This is a genomic window from Adhaeribacter sp., from assembly GCF_057359045.1.
On the sequence record NZ_JBMQUD010000006.1, the window covers coordinates 33,190 to 54,322 of the forward strand.

Sequence of the window (21,133 nt, forward strand, 5' to 3'; positions counted from 1 at the left end):
TTTTAAATTATTTTGGTTCAGCTGGTACCTGGTCAGATATGAATAATGGGTATGACCCTACATTATAAATAAGGCAATAATTACCCGTTAGATAATCAGTTTATAACTAATAAAATATGCAAAAGCCTTTTGTATAAGCTAGCACAAAAGGCTTTTGTTTGGGTAATGATATTTAAATTTAATGGCGGGCATCGTTTGCTTCGGCTTTAATTTTAGCCCGTGCTTTCTCGGCCCCTTCTTTTATCTCGGCACCCGCCTTTTTAGCCCCTGCTTTTATGTCAGAACCAGCTTCCTTCGCGGCGGCTTTGGTATCATCTGCGGCTTCTTTCAGGTCTGCTTTTACCGAACGACCAGCGTTATCCAAATCGTTCTCCACCGATTCAGAAGTGTTTTTGTTTTCGCAGGCTGCAAAGGTAAAAGTAGCAGCCAACGCAATAAAATATAATTTTAAGTACTCTTTCATGATCTTATTTTTTATTATGATATTTAAAACCCAAATTTATTTTAGCCTAATTATTTTTATGCCATAAAGCTATTTGTTTTATCCCGGCACCAAGTATACCGGTTAAATTGCCGTTATGTTACTTATAACTAATGGGCTAATATTTAATTTTAAGTGTAGTGCGCGCAGGAACACTAACTGGATTTTATAATAAAATAGCTTAACAAATATTTATCACCACTGCTTCTATATTATTCCTGATGCATAAAAATAATTTTAATCGCCGCGATTTTATCCGGACCAGTTTGGGCCTTGGCGCAGCTCTTTTAGTAGGAGAAAATGCCAATGCTAGTATGGTACGCAAGCCCAGTGCCAAACACCTGCCCCGGTGGCGGGGCTTTAACCTTCTCGAAAAGTTTAACGGCAACAACAACCAGCCTTTCCGCGAAGCCGATTTCCGGATGATGGCCGATTGGGGGTTTGACTTTGCCCGTTTGCCGATGTCGTACCATTGCTGGGCCAAACCCGACAACTGGCTGCAACTGAACGAAAGCGTATTGAAAGAAGTAGACCAGGCGGTTGCGTTTGGCCAAAAATACAAAGTACACGTAAACTTAAACCTGCACCGCATTCCGGGGTACTGCGTAAATCCGCCCGCCGAACCGCTTAACCTCTGGCAAGACGAAAAAGCCCTGGAAGCGGCCGCTTTTCACTGGCAGCATTTTGCCCGGCGCTACAAAGGCATTTCTAATAAAAAGGTAAGTTTAGATTTAATAAACGAACCCGCCAACGTGTCGGAAGCAGATTATGTGCGGGTGGTTACCCGCTTGGTAGAAGCCATCCGGACCGAAGACCCGAAGCGCCTGATTATTGCCGATGGCTTGCAGTACGGTACCAAACCGGTATACAGTCTTGTTCCGCAAAAATTAGGGCAAAGTACCCGCGGTTACGGGCCTTTCCAGCTTACCCACTACAAAGCCAGTTGGGCGGCCGGCTCCGATACCTGGCCGGAACCCACCTGGCCGTATAAACAAGGCGAAAACAATATTTGGGATAAAGCGCGCCTAAAACAGGAAACCTACACCCCGTGGCAGAAACTAGCCGAGCAAGGAGCCGGTGTACACGTGGGTGAGTGGGGCGTTTACAACCGCACCCCGCACGCTGTTGCTTTGGCCTGGATGAAAGACAATCTCGAAATTTATAAAGAAAACGGTTGGGGCTGGTCGTTGTGGAATTTACGTGGGCAATTTGGCGTACTGGACAGTGGCCGCACCGATGTAGCTTACGAAGACTACCAGGGCCATAAGCTAGACCGGCAAATGCTGGATTTGCTGCGGGCTTATTAACCTGAAAATTAAAGCCCTGCTGGATTTTTATATCCAGCAGGGCTTTATTCATTTTTTAGACTTGTTGATAATTTATTAATAGGTTAAATAACTCCTTTCAGTTTAGCCCACTGTACCGCAATTACGGTTTTGCCATCGTTTAATTCTTGCTCCTTTAACTGGTCCTTCGTTAATTCTACCAGTTTAATATTTTCGTTTTCGCCTTCGGCACCCCCGCCCTCGCCAATTTTACGGCTTACTTCGGCGTAGTAAATGTGTAGCTTTTCGGCAAAAGCGCCCGGCGACGGATAAAAATTTAAAATATGTTCCAGTTTATCTACAGCGTAGCCGGCTTCTTCTTCAATTTCGCGGGCCATGGCATCTTCGGGGCTTTCGCCTTCTTTATCGAGCAGGCCGGCTACTAACTCCAGCATATCCTGGTTTACGGCCGGCCGGAATTGCTTTACCAATATAAATTTCTCTTTTTTAGTATCGTACATTAGGGCGGCCACGGCATTACCGGTTACAAAAACTTCCCGGTCAAAAGTCTGTCCATCGTCTTCGTAGGTTATTTTGTAGAGTTTAAAGAAACCGTCGTAAACTGTTTTTCTGTTTATTTCTTTCATAAGAAAAGGCTATTCCTGAAAAATTAAAGTACGCTACTATACGCAAAAAGCTAGCTAAAAGCCAACTTTCAGCATTAATTAGTATTACCATTTACAGGAAATTGACAGGCGTTTTTACATTATAAAAGCCAAAAATCAAATTTCGTTTTCTACCCGGTTATGCGCAGCGAACTGCGCGCTACGCACAACCAAGCGGAATAAGTATATATTAGATGAACAACCAACAATTAACAAATATATTAGAACTCCACCCGGTAATTAAGTACCGGAATCAGGCCGCTCATGGTAGCGGTTTTGATGGTTTCGGTTTCCAGGTCGAAATATTGGCTATACACATTCAGGCGATTGGTGGCATTCTGCAAATCCAGCGATAAAATATAAGAAGCTTTGGGTTTGTTTTTGCGGTAGCTTACCCGGAGGTCAGTCCGGAAATAATCGGCGGCTTGCAATGTATTGCGCTGGTCCTGGATGTACACAGCTTTGTTCTGGGCGCGTGATTGTTCTAAATCTACGGGCGTGTAGCGGTTGCCGCCAGCCCAGTTTAAGCGCAGGTTTACCCCAATTAAATTGGCTTTTTGGCTACCTACTTTAAACTCTTTTCCGACCAAAGCATTCAGCAAGTGCTGGCCGTTGAAGCGGGTGTTAAATTCTTGACCGTTGCTGGCGGTATATTTAGAGTTGTACAACGAGGCAGTTACCAGGAAATAATAATTTTTGGTAAAGAATTTCTCTAAAGTCATTTCCAGGCCATAGTTTTTGCCGCTGCCGGTATTTATCAGCGAATCGGTGGTAAAGCCATCCGTAGCATTTAGTGCCGATTCAGTGTTGCTGGGGTCGGCCCAAACCGGAACGTTGTATAAATCCTGGTAGTAGCTTTCCAGTTTCAGGCGGAGGTCTTCGCGGAGTTGGTTATCGTACGACAAAACGTAATGCCGGGCTTTGGTAAAACCAAGTTTTTTGTTGGGATAACTCAATTGGCCGTTGACCAAAGGTTTTTCGGCAAAGTACAGGTTCATGGCTTCGTGGCGGCTGTGAATACCAAATCCGGCACCCAACGATTGGGTAGGTGAGAAGTTCCATTTCAGGCCCAGGCGCGGCTCTACCGAAGTGTTGCCGTTCAGGGCCAGCGATAGGACGTGCAAACCGGTGTTTAAGGTCCATTTTTCGGCTAAGCGGTATTTCCACTGGCCATAGGTCTGGTACAAACTGGTGCTGCCGTTGTTGCTCACGTAGCGCTGCAGGGTATGCTCGTCGTTATTTGTTCCTTCCGAGAATAAATCAAAACCCAATTGGCTGTAAATTAGCCCGGCGCGAACGGTATGGCGGGCATTAAATTTCCGGTTGTATAGCACCGAGGCCCGGCTGGTAATATTATTAAACTGGTGGCGGTAAATCAGGTTGGGGCTAAACTCGGTGCTCAAAGAATCTTGGCGGTACGCGTTGCGTTTACCCGAGAGGGTAATACTGGACTCGAGGTAAGCATTATTTTTGAAAAAATAGGTGTGGGAAATACCGGTGGCCGCCATGTTAGACGTAAATTTATCGTCGTAATTATCCCAACGGTGCTGCCATTGCGCCACGTCGCGTTCAGCTTCAATATTTTGCTGACTCAGGCCACCAATGCCCCATACCGAAAATACGCCGGCTTTATTGGTGGGTAAGTGCAGTTTGAACGAAAGATCCTGGAAATCGAGGGCGCCATCGCCGGCAATGTTAATGCCTATCTTCTTTAAAACCGCTAAAGTAGAGTAGCGGTAATTTATTAAGTAAGAACCTTTGTAGCCCGCTTTAAACGGACCTTCGGCGGCAAAATCTAAAACCAGCACCCCAGCCTGCGCCGCGTATTCGCGTTTTTCGTTGTTGCCCCGGCGAAGTTTTATATCAAACACTCCCGATAAAGCATTGCCGTATTCGGCGGGGAAAGCGCCGGTATAAAAGTCGGAGTTATCGAGCATGTTTACGCTTAAAATGCTAATGCCGCCCCCCGAGGCACCTTCTTCGGCAAAGTGGTTGGGGTTGGGCACTTCCACGCCTTCGATGCGCCACAGTACGCCGCGCGGCGAGTTGCCCCGTACCACTATTTCGTTGCTGGTATCGTCGGTGCTGCCTACCCCGGCGTACGACTGGGCTGCGCGGGCGGGGTCGTTAATGCTGGCGGCGTAGCGTTTGGTTTCTTCTACCGAAATAGAACGGGCACTAAGGGTCGCCATTTCGTTAATGGGCACGCCTTTTTCCTGGTTACCGGTAATTAATATTTCGTTCATTTGCCGAATAGATTCGGTTAGGCCGATCGTAAGCACCAATTCTTTACCGGAGCCCAGCAGCAATTCCGGCAGTACCTGTTCTTCGTAACCCAAATAATTAATTTTGAGGTTATGACGACCTACGGGCACCCGCTCAATTTTAAAATAACCATCATTGTCGGTAATAGTGCCTTTAATGGGAGCTATGGTGGTAACAGCCACCGAGGCGCCAATGAGCGGCTCCTGAGATTCTTTGTCGAGCACGCGACCCCGGATGGTTTGGGTTAAAATTTGGGCTTTAATTGGAAAGCCGGCACAGAGCAACAGGCCTAAAACCAGATAAACAAAACGTATTTTCTGAAACATGATCTTATCTTTTTTAGGGTTTATTTTATAGGGTAATCAGATGTTGGGACGGCCTAAGTGATGGGCGATTAGTTGCTTTTAGCCGGGCTTGTTTTTCTTGGCGTAAATATTCTTTTTGCGCCAGTTCCCAGCCGCGCTGGTAATCCTGGGCTGTAAATGTCCGTCCGGAAATGCTTGAGGTTAAGGTGATATTTTGTTTCATAGTCGTGTTTTTTTAGGCAAAAGGGAGCTGGTAACAGCCAAAAGGCGGTTAAATATTGATGGTTAAGTAAATTTTTTGGTTTAAGTAGCTTAGAAGCGTAAACCGGCATTAAAGCCAATCCACATTTTCACGTTGGTGCCACCAAAGGAGGTGCGGTCGTAAAAGGTGTTGGTTACCAGTTGGGAGCCCACTTTATCCAGGCCAGATTCCTGGTACTCCGATACAAATACGTTGTACACGGGGCCACCAAACAAGGCCAGGTGTTTAGCCAACTGAATGGTGCCCAGTAACCGGAATTTATTCAGCAGGTTTATCTGGTAATTTTCAAAAAGGCCATCCGGAAAGTTCTCGTAGCTGTCTTCAATCACATACAGCGATAGCAAATCGGTGTTTATCCGCAATACTTTGGAAATTTGCCATTCCGAGCCAAAGCCGTAGCCATAGGCCCAGCGTTTCTGGTCCTGCACCTGCGCGGCTAAAGTTAGCAATGAATAAAATTTCTGAACGCCCAGTTTATAGGTAAAATTGGCTTCAAAATCATCGGCGGTATAAAATTCGGCTTTTCTGTAACCGTTCTTTTTTACAAAGTTAAACAGCCCAATGGGTACGCCGCTAATACTATCGGAGATGTTGATAAAGCCGATTTGCGTACCTTTAACCGAACGGGCCCGGTTGAAGAAACCCGCCAGTTGGGCTCCTTCTACGTTTTGGGCAAGGTTTAAGAAGCCGCTGGCCTGCACGCCTTTTACTTCTTTGGCCAGGTTCATGTACCCCGAAAACTGACCACCCTGCACGGTACCTCCGGCAATATTCATAAAACCGGCAAACTGGGCTCCGTTTACAGCATTACCGTTATTTCGTAAAAAAGTAAGCGTTTGTACTGCCGGGTTGTTTTGCGCAATATTAAAGAAGCCGGCAAATTGTGCGCCATTTACGTAGCCTTTAACATTATTGCCAAAGCCCGCAAATTCTAACATATCGGTGCCGGCCGCAGTGCCAATAAGTACATGTGCCGAAACCCGGTTAACGTATTTATTGGCCTGTGTACCGTTGGTACTGAGTGGATAGATAAAGCCAAAATGGTAAGGCCTTACGGTAGCAGTATCGGGGGTATAGGCATTCTGTTCCGGCTGGGAACTACCTGCTTGCGGTTGTTCTGTTGGCGTATTGCGCGTGTTGTTTTCTTGGGCTATGGTTTGGAGCGGTGTTGCTTTTGCTATAGTGGTATCGGAAGTTGTAGTAGGTTTTTCCGGGGCAGCATTAGGGTTGTTCTGGGTGCTTACAACGGCTTTATTTGCTGAAGTTGGGTTTGCAGCAGGTGTTTTTTTAGTGGCGGGCAGCTGGCTGGCCGTAGCTTTAGGTGCCGGCTTCGGGTTGGTTTCGGGTGCCGCCGCGGGTAATTTCTTAAAAGTAGTAGGCTTGGGTTGTTTTTTAGGTAAGCCTTTTTTAATAATTACCTGTCCGTTTTTTTCCAGATAACCAATATCTGTTTGGGCCAGGAGCACATCCAGCACTTCGGCTAAGGGTTTATCTTTTACCTCGGCCGAGAAGCGTTGTTGGGTGGGTAACGAATTATTCAGGTAAGAAAACCGGACGGCGTACTGCTGCTGAATTTTTTGCAGTACCTGTGCTAGCGAGGCATCTTTTACGGTAAGCGTAATTTTTTTATTTAAGACCTGTGCCTCGGCCGTAACTACCGAAAAGAACAGGCAAAGAGATGCCAGTATGAAAAAACTGCGTGTTTTCATTTTTAAAATAATTAAATGTCAGAATATTTTATTTACAGCCCAAGCCGGAAATTATGTACCGGTTGCCGTTTTGTGTAATTTTTAGGTTGCCTGTAACTGCCAGGATATCCAATATTTCTTTTAGCTCCGGCTGCTGAAAAGAAGAGGTAAACCGGCAATTTTTTAGGTCGTTGTTTTGTAGGTGAATACTTACGTTAAAATCTTTTTCCAACGTTTGCACCAGGTCGGTTAAGCGGGTATTGTTAAAGGTAAAGTTCCGGGTTTTCCAACTCCTGAAATTGGGGTCGGCGATAACTTTTTTGGTGGCCACCGGCTGGGCGCTTGCTACCGAAATTACCCCTTCCTGACCCGGAACCAGAAACACGGCGTCGTCGGTTTTAGTTTTGGCAAAAGCTACTTTGCCGGTTACTACTTGTACTTTCACGGGTTGGTTTTTATAAGCCCGCAGGTTAAAAGAGGTGCCAATTACTTCGGTTTTGGTGCCTTCGGCAAAAATGGTAAACCGTTTACCTTCGGCTTTGGCTACTTCAAAAAAGGCTTCGCCGGTTAAGCGCACCGTCCGGTTTTCTTTCTGAAAATTAGCCGGATAAGAGAAGGTGCTGTTCTGGTTCAGCGAAACGGTACTGCCATCGGCCAGGTTAATCGTTTTGGTTTCGTTGGCGGCGGTACTTACCTGGGTCCAGGCCGGCTCGGTAGATCGGTTAACAAAATAAAATCCTACCATGATAAACAAGGCAATGGAAGCGGCAATTCCCCACGTGGTGCTAAGGGCTATTTTCCGGTGCACTGGCGGCGATTGCGCCGTACGGGCTTGCACCCGCATTTGTAATCGTTGCCAGCCTTGGTTTACATCGGGTTCGTAAGCGGTTGTTGGTCCGGCCACTTTGCTCTTTGCCCATACTTTTTCTGCTTGCTGCAAGTTATCGGTAAAGCCGGGGTCCTGGTCTTTTTGTTTCTGTACCCAAGCCTTGTCTTCTGCCGATGCATTGCCGCTTACGTATTGGGCTAACTTCTCCCAGATGGTAAACCGGTTATCTTCCATTTATTTGTAACCTACTTTTAATAACTGCTGTAGCGTAAACATCATCCTAAAGGCCTATCCTCTAGGCGGTAGACTTTAATTATCTATTCAATAATTCCCCTTCGGCTAAAGGAATTGTAGTTAATCTAACCGTTAGACCGGCTCCCCTTCGCCACTTAGGAGAAGGGGTTGGGGAATGAGGTTACTAATTTACCTGGTTAACACTGCCGCTGCCCGAAATAGAGGTGCTTACCGCCGGATTGCCTTTGTAACGTACTTTACCAGAACCACTTATTTTAGCTTTTAATCTTTCGGTAACCGTTAATTCGCAACGGCCCGAACCGCTCACGTTAATATCTGCGGCTTTGGTAGTTAAGTCAAATGCTTTTATTTCGCCGGAACCCGAAATTTCACCGTCGTAGCTATTGGCATTGCCGCTTAAAGTAATGTCGCCGGACCCCGAAATTTTAGTTTCAATCTCATCGGCATTTTTCAAACTTAAATAAACATTGCCACTACCCGATGTTTTTATATCTAGATCATTTACTTGCCACTCGCTTAAGCCTCTTACTTTATTAGAGCCGGAGATGGAAATACCGGATAGCTGCGGGGTAGTGAGGTGAATTTTTACGGTTTTGTGATGTTTAATGCGGTTGCGGCTGTAATCAATTTCCAGTTTGTTGCCAATCACCCGCGTCCTTAATTCAGAAAGAATATTTTCCTGGCCTTCGAGCATAATATCGGTAGCGGGACCTTGGGTTAGGTAAATTTCAAAATTGCCACCCGCCTCAATTTTTTCAAAAGAACCAATGGTCCGGGTACGCGACACTACCTCACCTTCGCCGCGCAGGGCATCTTCGCAGGAAGTAAAAAATAATGCAGGAGCTAAGGCAAGAGAAGCAGTAATAATTTTTTTAGACAGAAAAGTTTTCATAGTTTTTTAAGGTCTTGGGTTTTTTAATTAGGTTAGGGAAGTAGGGCGCCGGCTGCCTTCATCTATAAAACAAATAACTGAAGCCTTACCCTACCATGCGATCAGAAAAAAATTAAAATATTTTTTATTATTGGGTAAGCAAGAATAAAAGCAGCCCAGTCAGGAATTCTTTCAGGTTTTCGCGCAGGCGCTGCAACGCAATGCCCATGTGTTTTTCCACCGATTTAACCGATATATCCAGCCGTTCGGCAATTTCTTTATAACTCAGCTCCTCAAAGCGGCTTAACGTAAATACCAGTTTGGTTTTAGGTGGCAATACGGCAATGGCAGCGAGTATCTGATTCTCGGTTTCCACAATATTCAGATGCTTTTCGGCCCCGGAGTCGCTGGCTAGCGTAAGTATAGCCTCAATATCAGTTTGGGATTTTTGTCTTTTTAGGAAGTTTAAGGCGGTATTATAGCAGGAACGGTACAAATACGATTGAATGGCTTCATCCATTTGGATTGTTTCGCGCATTTCCCATACTTTCAGAAACACTTCCTGTACAATGTCTTCGGCCAGGCTGGTGTCGTGAAGTAACCGGTACAGGCTTTTGCACAAACCCGAATAATATCGACGAAACAGTATTTCTACTTTCTCTTCCGGCGAGGAATTGTTGTAAAAAGATAAGGTTTTGTTGCCGGAATTTGCTGCTGTCATGGAAAGATGCAAGGCTAAAGCACAAGTATACTATAATATTTAAGTAATTGGCGCCGGTTAGTTGTTATAAAACCAGATTTAAAAATGTTACTATACCGGAAGCATTTACTCCAGGTAAATAATTTTAGTCTCTTCGGGCGTATGGATTTGGTTGTTTTCGGTTAATTGGCTAGTGCGGCTAATGGGTAAGCCCTGGTCGTTGTACTGGTACGTGAGTTTAACCTGGCGCTGGTAAGTGCCCTGGGTATACACCACCAAACCGGCATTATTCTTAAACCGCTTAACCGGAATGGGCAACAGCCGGTCTTCAACTATCACATCCATTATGCTGGGGTGCGTATCAAACTGGGTGTATTTGGTAGTTGCCGACAACACATAATTATCGTTGCCTGCTGTTTTTAAATATTCGGAGGCCAGGGTTAAATTACCGGCAGAGTTATAGCTGTAAGTAGTTTTATGGGCGGTAATGGTAGCAGGGTGCGGGGTATTAGGCAAACTAAATAAAATGGTAGCGGCGGTTAGCTGCTGCTGGTTGTTAAATTCGTAAAAGGTAGTGGCAATTACTTTCTGGCTATTATATTCTTCTGATTTAGATAATTTATTAGCTGTGTAATAGAATTTGTTGCTTACCTCATTGTAAACCCGCACCTGGGTTAAGTTTTGGTTTTGGTCGTAATCATACAGCATTTCTACTTGGCTTAAACCACCCGTTAGTAAAGTTTTTGTTAAAAGGCCCTGGGCGTTGTAAGTATAAGCGTAAGTTTCGCCGTCTTTTTCAAGTTTACTTATTTTACCGCCTTTTACTTCTTCCGCTGGCTTTTCTTTTGGTGGGACCGGAACTTCAGATTGCTCCTGGCAAGCTACTAACCCATAGTTTAACCAGATAAAGAAGGCCGCCCGGAGAATAAGTTTATACCTGTTCATGCTGTTACTACTGGGTTTAATTTTTGCAGAGTGCAGTAAAATTAACTTAAGTAGCAGCGGCAAGGCCCTTATTTTTACCCGAATGGCCGATTTCTCTGGCTGAAGCGTTGGTTTTAAGGCCTGAATGCCTTAGTTAGGTAAGATCTTAAAAAATAATATAATAGTTTTAATGAATAATTATAAAAGCGCTTCTAATCGATTACGGTTTTAACCACAATATCGTGGTTAAAATAAGGAAGCTTACATATAGCAATAAGAAGAAACCATCTTTTATTTACGCAGGCCGATAGGGTTAAACAGTAGAAATATTTAATTATTACGCGATAAACTAAATTATTATGCAATTACCGGAGAACTTTCCTGTAACCATTGGGCCGCCGATATTTCGCTTTTAAAATATTGGTGCTCAAAACGCATTAACCCGGAAGCTTTGCTGTACAGATTTTCAATAGCCATTTGGTTAAAAATATCTTCGGAAACCAGCGTGGCCATTTTGCGCAACGGCGAAGCCAGCATTTTAGGCACCAGTTCCTGTTCTATCCATATTTGGTCTTTTTGCCGGATAGCTTTCATTTTCCGGTTATCGGCCAGCCAGTGATAGGGTTGTTCTTTAGCCAACAGATTTAAACATTGTTTAACGGCCAATCGCAAAGTTTCGCCGCTTAAAAATCCTTTCCACACAGCGTGGGTGGTGCGGGTGCTTTTGTCGAAATAAAGACACAGATACTCATCTTTAAAATAAATCTCTTCCATAACGTAATCTGTTAAAGCACAACCTGCCGTATGAACTAAAACAACTTATCAGCTAGTAGGATATACTGGTAACACCCGTTTAGGTTAGGGTTGTTTACCCACCATTTATAAACAGTAAATTGTTGAAAAATAATTTTGTCCCCCTGCGCAATTTTCTTAATAGGCGCGCGATGCCTAACCAAAATAACATTTTGGGTTTTGTACCAGTAGTAGCGGAAAGCAGTAAATTTATTTAAATGAGTACCTGGCTTAGTTCGGCAATTCTACCAGAATATTGTTTATTCAGATAATATATCGGGCTAAATAGAGTTTTAATAAACATGGCTTATTTTAAAGAAACTTCTTTTTTAAGGTCTATCCGCCAGAAAGTAGTGGCGGCCTTTTTTATTGGGGCGCTGGCCTTTGTGTCTTTTTGGGTAGTAACCCGCCTGGGATTTGCCGAGATGCTGCAGGCCGTTAAAGAAGTTTCGGCGCCTAACGAAAAGCTGCAAATTGTAAATAATCTTTTCCACCATGTTTCGCAGCTCGATCAGTTACAAAATAGCCAGGCGCTTAAAAAGCCAAAACCTACTGGAAACACCTTATCGCCCAAAGCTCAATTTCTGCTTACCACCCTCGATACGTTGCGCCAGCTAAGCCAGGGCGATACTTTGCAACTGCAGCAACTAGATTCTATGGCTGCCATTTTGCGTTCGCGCGATAAGGTGCTTAAAAATTATTTAGACCTGCGCCGCGATTTTGTTAAAAACGAGGCCCTTTCTAAGCGTATTAAGGCGGTATCTAAGTTTATTGCGCAGACCAAGCCGGTAGTAATAGATAGCAGCATTATTACCACCAACCAGAAAGTTACCACCACCACCGTTATCCCGAACGAGCCCAAAGCAAAGCAGCCATTTTTTAGCCGTTTATTTGGTGGGCGCAAAAGCGAGAAAGTACCACCGGCGCTTAAATATGTAGAAGAAGAACTAAAAGTACAGGTAGATACCCTTTCGGTGGCCAAACGCGACAGTGCCCTCTGGCAAGTAGAAAAAATGATGCGCCGGATTGAGCGCGAGCAGCATGCCCGCACCACCAACTTGCTTAACCGCGAGCTGGCCCTGGTAAATGCCGATAATAAACTGCATCAGCAACTATTGGTATTACTGCACAACATAGAAGCCGAAGAAATAAAACAGGTAAAACGCCATAACCGCTTGGCTACCGATACCATGAATGCCAGTATTGGGCGCATAAATACCATTATGGTAGGCTTTTTTCTGGGGGCGGCTTTGTTGGTTTATTTAATATTTATGGATATTTCGCGCAGCCAGAAATACCGGCGGCAATTGGTAATTGCCAAAGAAGAAGCCGAAGCCGCCCGGGAAGAAGCCGAACAACTGGGGCAGGTAAAACAACGCTTTTTGGCCAATATGAGCCACGAGATAAGAACGCCCCTGCAAGCCATTATTGGTTTTGCCGAGCAGGTGCACCAGCAGGAGCAACCACCCCGCGCGGCTTTAGAGGCCATTTACCGGTCGTCAGAACATTTATTGCAAATAGTAAACGAAGTTTTAGACTACAGCCGCATTGTAACCGATAAATTTACCTTTGAGCAAAAGCCTTTTTGTATGGCCCAATTAATTGCCGAAGTAGTAAAAACCATGCAGTTGCCGGCGCAAAACAAGCATTTAACACTTAGTCTGCACACTGACTTACCCGAAACGGGCGTATATGTGGGCGATGCTTTTCGGTTGCGGCAAATCCTGTATAATTTACTGGGCAATGCCATAAAATTTACCCAGCAGGGGCAGGTAACCTTAACCATTAAACAGCAGCTCACCAACAATGCAGCTAATTTTAGTTTTGTGGTAGCAGATACCGGCATTGGGATGACGGAGACTGAACTGACGCATATTTTTAATTCGTTTGAGCAAGCTAATAGCACGGTAGTACAAACCTATGGCGGTACCGGTTTAGGTTTAAGTATTGTAAAAACGTTGGTAGAAGCCCAGGGCGGAAATATTACGGTAAGCAGTACCCCCGGCGTTGGCTCTTGTTTTACGGTAAATTTAGCCTTTGCCCAAGCTACTGCCGCCTTTGCCACCGCGTTACCCGCTCCCCAAGCGCTGCACCCCGGCAAACTGGCCGGCAAAGTTTTAGTGGTAGATGATGATGCTTTTATCTTGCAGCTTTGCGATGCCATTTTAACGAAATACCACGTAGCGCACATTTGTACTCCCGATGCCCCGGCTGTACTGGCCACCGACTGGGACCCGGCTATAAACCTGGTTTTGTTAGATATCCGGATGCCTCAGCTAAACGGATTGGATTTGTGCCGGGAGCTGCGCCGCCGTACGGGCAATGCTACGCCTATTTACGCCCTTACCGCCCAGGCCTTGCCCGAGGAACGGGAAGCTATTCTGGCTCAGGGCTTTGATGGTATTCTGATGAAGCCTTTTCGGGAGCAGGAAATATTGGCCTTGCTGCAGCAGTATTTAATTACCGATATACCTTGTAATGCGGCCCCGGATACACCCGATACAGAACCCGATTTATCGGTTTTGCTTAAAATGACCGGCAGCAACGACGAGTTACTGGAAAAAATATTACAAAGGTTTGTACTCGATACCCAGCAAGATTTAGATAGTTTACAGACGCACCTGGCTGCCCTGGAACCGGAACCGGTAAGCGAAATAATTCACCGGTTAGCTGGCCGAACGGGTCAGGTAGGCGCCACAACTTTAGCGGCCCGGTTACGGGCCATAGAAAATGCCCTGAATAACCAACAACCTTTAACCGACTTACTGCCCGAAATTGAAAGCTTGCAACGTGCGGTAGAATCTTTAAAAAATAAAATTCTAAGCAAAGTAAATACCGTCCAGGTTGTTTAGCCCAAAATATTCATTTAACACTAAATGTAAAGCCTTAGTAAATTGCAGCAGGCTTTAACTTAAATAATAGGGTTAAAAACATCCGCCCGCACCTCCTTCACTCCGGAAAAAGCTTACTAACAGGTAACTGATTAAATTCTGCTGGAGTAAATGTATGGGGTTAGCCCTCAAGGTTGTATTTGGCTAATTTCAGGTACAAGGTTTTGCGATCGATGTTGAGCAGGCGGGCCGCTTTGGATTTATTGTATTTTACTTCCTGCAGGGTTTTCGAAATTAACTCGCGTTCGGTTGCCTCTTGTAAAGCTTTAAGGTCGGGACCTTCGGGTTTGGGCGTTTCGTGCAGGGCCTGTACCATTTCCTCCGGCAGGGTTTCGGGGCCGGCCAACGTACCGGTAGTTAACAAAACAGCGCGCCTTACTACATTCCGGAGTTCGCGCAGGTTGCCGGGCCAGTGGTATTGCCGGAATAAAGTAGTTACAGCCGGGGTAAATCCACTTACTTGGCGGCCTAGTTCCTGATTAGCTAAATGAATAAAATGCTGCACAAAAACGTCTAAATCATCGCTCCGGTCGCGGAGAGCGGGTACTTTTATTTTAAACTCGTTCAGGCGGTGGTACAGGTCTTCCCGAAAGTCGCCGTTTTTAACGCTGTTTACCAAATCTTCGTTGGTAGCGGTAATTACCCGTACATCAATTTCAATGCGGTTATTACTGCCTAGTGGCTGAATGACCCGCTCCTGTAAGGCCCGCAATAATTTTACCTGCACCTCGTAACTTAAATTACCTACTTCGTCCAGGAAAACCGTACCGCCGCGGGCTACTTCAAACAAGCCTTGTTTATCGGCGAGGGCCCCGGTAAATGCGCCCTTCACATGACCAAATAATTCACTATTGGCTAATTCGCCGGAAATGGCTCCGCAATCGATGGCCACAAAGGGCGCCTGAGCCCGCTTACTAAGCTGGTGAATGGTACGGGCAGCATATTCTTTACCAGTTCCGCTCTCGCCCTGAATTATTACCGACATATCGGTAGGTGCTACCAAACGAATGTAATTGTATAATTGGATAGAGGCTTCGCTGTGGCCTTCAATGGTAGCCTGGTTAGCCTCAGGTTTGGTTGTAGGGGTTGTGGTTCTGGGTTGCAGCGCTTCCTGTACCACCAGCAGCAGTTCATCCGGATTTACCGGCTTGGTAATATAATCAAACGCCCCTAAACGCATGGCGCGCACAGCAGTACCTACTTCCCGGAAACTAGTCATCATAATGGCCGGGGTAGGTACATGTTGGTCGCGCAAGTATTGCAGCAATTCTAAACCCGTACCATCGGGCAAGCGGTAATCTACCAAAACCAGTTGGTAAGTTTGGTTAGCTAATGCTTTAATGCCATCTTTTAACCGGTGTACCACTTCTACTGCAAAGCCCTGGTTTTTCAGGAAACCTTCCAGTATCAAAGAAAAAGTTAAATCGTCTTCAACCAGTAAGAATGTGGGCATGCCTGTTTATAAATTACGCTAGATACGCAAAAATAAAAGAAAAGCCGGGGAGTGCCCGGCTTTTCTTTCTTGCTCCAGTAAGGTAATAGACATAAACTTAAACGGCAATTTTCATAGTTTTATTTTACGACTAAGGACCGTGTTTAATTTATTGATTCACTAAATCGGCCAAATTGTTTTGGGTGGCAGTTATTTATTTAACTGGTTTGCCTTCTTTATCTAGTTTAACACTACCGGTTTGCTCATCTTTTTTCAGGTTAATGGCATAGTACTCTTTGCCATCACTTTCTTTTACCAGATAAGCTTCAGTCGGTGTCCAGGGTTTTAAAGTTGGACTGGCTAAGGTGGTTTTTACAGCTGCCGGTAATTCTTCTACGGTAACTGCGGTTTTATTTTCTTCTGCGGCTGTAGCAGCAGCAGGAGCAGTAGTAGTTGTGCCAGTTTGGGTAGTGCCTTGCGTTGCAGTTGTGGTGGTGCTTTGGGTTTCGGTTTGTTGGGTACCGGTTTGTGTGCCTGTTTGGGCGTTAGCGGTAGCCGCACTAAATAATACAAAAGCGAAGGCAGAAAAAACAACTTTCTTCATAACTCTAATCTTTATGGTTAAATATTGTTGATGCCAGTTCTATATGCGACAGTTGTGCCAAAAAGTTTACAATTTGTTATAGGTTTAGTTATAAGGTAGTTAGATGATTTTAATTATATAATTAAAAAATTGTACTGTAGAAAAATTCTACACATTGGGGTGGGAGTTGTTGGGATTAACCCCAGTTTGGGCAGTCGGAAACAAACAGGAAGTGCTAATCTTTGAAGTTAATTCTGCTGTAAGGCTATTATCTTAGCTAAAATCCGGCGGACGATATAATATCAGGCTAAAACTTAACTCTTGCCTATTCTTTTTGTTCAGCGGCATTACTAAAATATTCCCAAACGGCCTTACATAACCAACACGATAGTTTTATTTTAAAAGGTTGTAAAGCTAAATGAAAGAGTTTAGCAATTGATAACGCTGGTATGTATTTATACCATCTGGTATTAAATAGCAACTGCTAGGTTTAAGCTAGGGCAGAGGCAGTTTATTATCTGGTATTCTAATAAATAAATAAGTACAAGCGAATGCATCTTTAGCTTTGAGGTTGCTTAGATAATCTCCAGGATATAAATAAAAAATGCCCCTAATTACTTAGAGGCATTTTTATTCGGCTGAATGGCGTGACTGAAATATAGCCGGAATATTATTTAAACATCCCTTTTAGTTTAGCTAACTTAGCCTGAAAATCATCCATCGGTTCTTCTTCGCGTTTGCTGTTATTGTTCCGGCGGTTATCATTATTATTCCGGTTGCCGCCGTTGCCCCGTTCACCGCTTGGCTTACCCGCGGCGTACGGGTCCGATTTCATCGATAAGGCAATCCGCTTGCGGGCTACGTCTACTTCCAGCACGGTTACTTCTACTTTCTGATGCACTTTTACGGCTTCGGCGGGGTTAGAGATAAATTTATCGGATAAGTGGCTCACGTGTACCAAACCATCCTGGTGCACCCCAATATCTACGAAAGCACCAAAAGCGGTAATGTTAGTTACAATGCCGGGCAATTTCATACCAGTGTGCAGGTCTTTTATTTCATTCACACCTTCGGTAAAGCTAAAGGCTTCAAAACCTTCGCGCGGGTCACGGCCGGGTTTGGCTAACTCGCTCATAATATCCTGCAACGTAGGTAAACCAACTTCGGCGGTTACATATTTTTTTAAATCTAATTTCTGGCGCAGTTCGGCGCTTTTCATTAAATCGGTAACGGTGGCGTTTAAATCAGCAGCCATTTTTTGTACCAGTTGGTAACGTTCCGGGTGCACGGCCGAGGCGTCCAGCGGATTTTTGGCATCGCGGATGCGCAGGAAGCCGGCCGCTTGTTCGTAAGCTTTATCGCCTAAACGTGGTACTTTTTTCAGTTCCGAGCGGCTTTTAAACGGTCCGTTTTCGTTGCGATAGCTCACAATACTTTGGGCTAAACTCGGACCTAAACCAGACACGTAGGTTAATAATTGCTTGCTGGCGGTGTTTACTTCTACGCCCACGGCGTTTACCGAACTCATTACCACATCATCCAAAGTATGTTTCAGGGCATTCTGGTCTACATCGTGCTGGTACTGACCTACGCCAATGCTTTTCGGGTCTATTTTTACCAGTTCAGCCAATGGGTCCATTAACCGGCGACCAATAGAAACGGCGCCCCGCACGGTAACATCGTAATCCGGGAATTCTTCGCGGGCTACGTCCGAAGCTGAATAAATAGACGCGCCGCTTTCGTTTACCATTACCACCGCAATATTGGCCGGCAAGCCTAAACTCCGCACAAAGGTTTCGGTTTCGCGACTGGCGGTGCCGTTGCCAATGGCAATGGCTTCTACTTCAAATTTATTCGCTAAATATTTAACGGTAGAGGCGGCTTCCTGCGCCTGACGGTTGCCGGTGTGCGGGTACACGTTTTCGTTGTGCAACAGTTTGCCTTGTTTATCCAGCACGACGAGTTTACAGCCGGTCCGAAAGCCGGGGTCTAAAGCCAAAACCGTTTTCTGACCCAGCGGCGCAGATAGTAACAATTGGCGTAAATTATCGGCAAAAACCCGGATGGCTTCTTCATCGGCACGTTTTTTAGAGCTCATTCGCACTTCGGTTTCCATGCTGAGTTTTAACATGCGCTTGTAAGCATCTTTAGCGGCCAGACGTACTTGTTCGGCGGCCTCGTTGTTGCCTTTTACAAACTGGTTTTCCAGCATTTCAATGGCGGCTTCTTCTTCGGGCTGCGCGTTCAGCATCAGAATCATTTCTTTTTCGCCGCGGCGCAAAGCCAGAATCCGGTGCGAAGGGGCTTTTTCAATCGGCTCTTCCCACTCAAAATAATCTTTGTATTTCTGGCCTTCTTCTTCCTTGCCCAGCATCACGCGGCTTTTAAATACGCCTTTCTTCTCGAATAAATTCCGCATGCGCGCGCGGGCATCCGGGTTCTCGTTTATCCACTCGGCAATAATATCGCGGGCTCCGGCTAAGGCTTCTTCGGTATCTTTAACTTCTTTTTCTTCGCTAATGTACTGCGCGGCTTCGGCGGTTACATCAAAACGTTCCTGCTCAAAAATACGCGTGGCCAGCGGCTCCAGGCCTTTTTCGCGGGCGATGGTGGCTTTGGTACGGCGTTTTGGTTTGTAAGGCAAGTAAATATCTTCGAGCACGGCCATGGTTTCGGCGGCGTTAATCTGCGCTTCCAGTTCCGGCGTAAGTTTGCCCTGGTCGTTAATGGATTTCAGGATAGACTCGCGGCGTTTATCGAGTTCGCGGAGTTGCTCCATGCGGTCGCGGATGGCAGCCACCGCCACCTCGTCCAACGAGCCGGTAACTTCTTTGCGGTACCGGGAAATAAACGGAACGGTCGCGCCCTCGTCTAATAATTGGGTAGTGGCTTGTACTTGCTTAATACTGATGCTTAACTCAGTAGCAATTTTAAGGTAGTGATTGATATTAATATTCTCTTCCATTCAGCACGCATTTGCTTTTTTTCTGTAGGCGAAAATACGGCTAAATATTGGGAAGTGAAAGGAGGGAGAGGGGTTGAAGTTTTGGTTTGTTTTTGGTATGGGTTGAGGGCTGGTGCCGATATGCTTGTTGGTGATAACACCAACAAGGGCGGAATGTGTGAATTGTTGGTGATAATTGGAATCTTGTAAGAAAAATAAACAACAATTAAAAATTAATCAATTTTTTTTGATTGAATAACTTGTTTTACATTATCTAAAATTTCATCAATTTTCTGTTTCCTTATTGGGATACTTGTACCAGGTAAATAAGCAGAAGCTAAATATTCACTAGGATTAATTCTTCTTAAGCTGCTTTTAAACTGGTCTGGATTAATATTGGGATTGACTAATTTTTCTTCTGTAATAAATTGGTTAAAATATTCTTCTGAGTCTTCTAAGCTTTCTTCTGTCCAATCATTATATGAAAAATATTGGTCATTTTCTAGAAAGCCTAATACAACATTAATACAAAATCCGACACAAGTCATATATTCAGGCGTGTCATTTTCTGAATAATATATCCCATTCTCATCATAATATGAGCCTGAGTAAAAATAACCATATTCTGGGTTGGCATTTTGTTTGATTATTCTGCAATGGGCAAGAAATGCAGTTACTTCGTCCGAACTTATAAAACTTAACTCTTTATGAAAATACCATTTCCCTTTTGGTACATTATTTAAGTCAATTATTGCTGATGTATAATGAAACAAAAAGTACTTCTGGTTAACCCCAATTATTAATCCAGAGTGGTATGCTTTACCTTCTTGGATTTTAACAGCCGCAGCTATAAAATTCTCAGGTAAATGGTTACTATCGGATTGGATTAATTGTTTATCTATTTCTTCTAAGGTATACACAGAAAATAATATTAAAGCTAAATTAATTTACGACCAAGTTTCGCTTCAACAAGAGATTTAATCTTTTGCCGTATTTCTATTAACATCTCGTGATTTTTAAAGGATTTTGTAATAATCAAGATTGTTTTTAATGACCCTATATCCACACTTTCATGAAGGAAAAGCCTTAAAAATTTTCTCATCAATCCAAAATTATTATTATCTATATAAAATCTTAATCTATAATGTAATTCGACTAAAGCATCAGCCTCATCAAGGTCTTTTATAACTGAAAAATGCGCCTTAAAATCATTAAATGTTTCTTCGTTTTGGTAGAAGTCACAGAAAAAATATTGCTCTTTTTCTCCTTTAACTTTCTTACACCAAGCAGATACACTTATCGTTTTATATAGAAAAGTATTAACTTTAATTGCCTCTTCTTCCTTACAATTAACAGTTATTTTATTATCTAATTTATCTAATAAATGAATATTAGGAAACTTTCCTCCAACTTCATTTAATTTGCCAGATAAGAATGTTAGTTCAAACTCTGAAGATTTTTTAACAGACTTAGTTCTAAATAGCTTCTTTGTTTTTATTTTATCAATAATAGGAATCTTTTGTGAGTCCTTTATAAAATTTAGCTCATATTGTAATCCATTTGCTAAGATTAAACTTTGCAAGTTTCTCCAATTACTAACTAATTCACTATTACTTGATTGATTATCAATCACTTCTTCAAACGCTTCTTCAGTTTTAAGTAGTTGTTCGTTAGATATAGGTGCAACTACAGCGGCAGAACCTTTAATAATTTGAATCCTGACATTTTCATTACCTGAAGTGAGATTAATAATATTTGTTAGTGATTCAAGAAGAACTATTAAAGACTTAGTCGCACCCAAAGACATATTGTCTAACTCAATATCTTTGCCATGAGAGTCTTTAGTAATTTTGAATTCTAATTTGTTGGAAGACATTTAGTTAAGATGAAGATTTTTAAAATCTGTACGTGCAATATATTTAAAGTTTTTATTTAAATATATATTCTGAATAAATATTTCTCCCCTTGTTGGTGTTATCAC

At 43.8% G+C, this 21,133-nt stretch carries 17 protein-coding genes; 2 read left to right on the plus strand and 15 right to left on the minus strand.

Going from position 1 to position 21,133, the window contains the following annotated elements; translation table 11 throughout:
* Window positions 1–178: 178 nt before the first annotated feature.
* Window positions 179–463 carry a hypothetical protein gene (locus ACO1R6_RS01295; protein WP_486261654.1) on the minus strand — a complete coding sequence of 95 codons (285 nt, stop codon included), beginning with the start codon at window positions 461–463 and terminating at the stop codon, window positions 179–181.
* Between the two features lie 239 nt (window positions 464–702).
* Between ACO1R6_RS01295 and ACO1R6_RS01300 the strand changes: the two genes are divergently transcribed.
* Window positions 703–1,788: a cellulase family glycosylhydrolase gene (locus tag ACO1R6_RS01300; RefSeq protein WP_486261655.1), complete on the plus strand. Its 1,086-nt coding sequence runs from the start codon at window positions 703–705 to the stop codon at window positions 1,786–1,788.
* An 83-nt stretch (window positions 1,789–1,871) separates the two neighbouring features.
* Here ACO1R6_RS01300 and ACO1R6_RS01305 read toward each other — a convergent pair whose 3' ends face one another.
* The 9 genes from ACO1R6_RS01305 to ACO1R6_RS01345 form a co-directional block, all read right to left on the minus strand.
* The gene (locus ACO1R6_RS01305) at window positions 1,872–2,393 is read right to left on the minus strand and encodes an NUDIX domain-containing protein (RefSeq protein ID WP_486261656.1); all 522 of its coding nucleotides are present in this window, start codon (window positions 2,391–2,393) and stop codon (window positions 1,872–1,874) included.
* A gap of 239 nt (window positions 2,394–2,632) precedes the next feature.
* On the minus strand, window positions 2,633–5,002 hold the full coding sequence (locus tag ACO1R6_RS01310) for a TonB-dependent receptor (RefSeq protein WP_486261657.1): 2,370 nt from the start codon (window positions 5,000–5,002) through the stop codon (window positions 2,633–2,635).
* Window positions 5,003–5,027: 25 nt separating this feature from the next.
* A complete protein-coding gene (locus ACO1R6_RS01315) occupies window positions 5,028–5,204 on the minus strand; it encodes a hypothetical protein (protein WP_486261658.1) in 177 nt (58 codons plus the stop codon).
* Window positions 5,205–5,293: 89 nt separating this feature from the next.
* Window positions 5,294–6,952 (minus strand): DUF4974 domain-containing protein, encoded by a 1,659-nt coding sequence (locus ACO1R6_RS01320; RefSeq protein WP_486261659.1) that lies wholly within the window; start codon window positions 6,950–6,952, stop codon window positions 5,294–5,296.
* 28 nt (window positions 6,953–6,980) lie between these two features.
* Window positions 6,981–7,994, minus strand: a complete 1,014-nt coding sequence (locus ACO1R6_RS01325; RefSeq protein WP_486261660.1) for a FecR family protein — start codon at window positions 7,992–7,994, stop codon at window positions 6,981–6,983.
* Window positions 7,995–8,178: 184 nt separating this feature from the next.
* On the minus strand, window positions 8,179–8,907 hold the full coding sequence (locus ACO1R6_RS01330) for a head GIN domain-containing protein (RefSeq protein ID WP_486261661.1): 729 nt from the start codon (window positions 8,905–8,907) through the stop codon (window positions 8,179–8,181).
* A gap of 127 nt (window positions 8,908–9,034) precedes the next feature.
* The gene (locus ACO1R6_RS01335) at window positions 9,035–9,607 is read right to left on the minus strand and encodes an RNA polymerase sigma-70 factor (protein ID WP_486261662.1); all 573 of its coding nucleotides are present in this window, start codon (window positions 9,605–9,607) and stop codon (window positions 9,035–9,037) included.
* 105 nt (window positions 9,608–9,712) lie between these two features.
* Complete coding sequence (locus ACO1R6_RS01340; protein WP_486261663.1) at window positions 9,713–10,531, minus strand: hypothetical protein; 819 nt, start codon at window positions 10,529–10,531, stop codon at window positions 9,713–9,715.
* Between the two features lie 336 nt (window positions 10,532–10,867).
* On the minus strand, window positions 10,868–11,284 hold the full coding sequence (locus tag ACO1R6_RS01345; RefSeq protein ID WP_486261664.1) for a hypothetical protein: 417 nt from the start codon (window positions 11,282–11,284) through the stop codon (window positions 10,868–10,870).
* Window positions 11,285–11,604: 320 nt separating this feature from the next.
* Here ACO1R6_RS01345 and ACO1R6_RS01350 point away from each other — a divergent pair, with 320 nt between their 5' ends.
* Window positions 11,605–14,154 carry an ATP-binding protein gene (locus ACO1R6_RS01350; RefSeq protein WP_486261665.1) on the plus strand — a complete coding sequence of 850 codons (2,550 nt, stop codon included), beginning with the start codon at window positions 11,605–11,607 and terminating at the stop codon, window positions 14,152–14,154.
* Between the two features lie 160 nt (window positions 14,155–14,314).
* Here ACO1R6_RS01350 and ACO1R6_RS01355 read toward each other — a convergent pair whose 3' ends face one another.
* The 5 genes from ACO1R6_RS01355 to ACO1R6_RS01375 form a co-directional block, all read right to left on the minus strand.
* Window positions 14,315–15,646, minus strand: coding sequence for a sigma-54-dependent transcriptional regulator (locus ACO1R6_RS01355; RefSeq protein ID WP_486261666.1), 1,332 nt, complete (start codon window positions 15,644–15,646; stop codon window positions 14,315–14,317).
* Between the two features lie 193 nt (window positions 15,647–15,839).
* Complete coding sequence (locus ACO1R6_RS01360; protein ID WP_486261667.1) at window positions 15,840–16,229, minus strand: hypothetical protein; 390 nt, start codon at window positions 16,227–16,229, stop codon at window positions 15,840–15,842.
* A 649-nt stretch (window positions 16,230–16,878) separates the two neighbouring features.
* Window positions 16,879–19,173, minus strand: a complete 2,295-nt coding sequence (locus tag ACO1R6_RS01365; RefSeq protein ID WP_486261668.1) for a Tex family protein — start codon at window positions 19,171–19,173, stop codon at window positions 16,879–16,881.
* Window positions 19,174–19,385: 212 nt separating this feature from the next.
* Window positions 19,386–20,072 (minus strand): hypothetical protein, encoded by a 687-nt coding sequence (locus tag ACO1R6_RS01370; protein WP_486261669.1) that lies wholly within the window; start codon window positions 20,070–20,072, stop codon window positions 19,386–19,388.
* Window positions 20,073–20,089: 17 nt separating this feature from the next.
* Window positions 20,090–21,028: a hypothetical protein gene (locus ACO1R6_RS01375; protein ID WP_486261670.1), complete on the minus strand. Its 939-nt coding sequence runs from the start codon at window positions 21,026–21,028 to the stop codon at window positions 20,090–20,092.
* Window positions 21,029–21,133 lie beyond the last annotated feature (105 nt).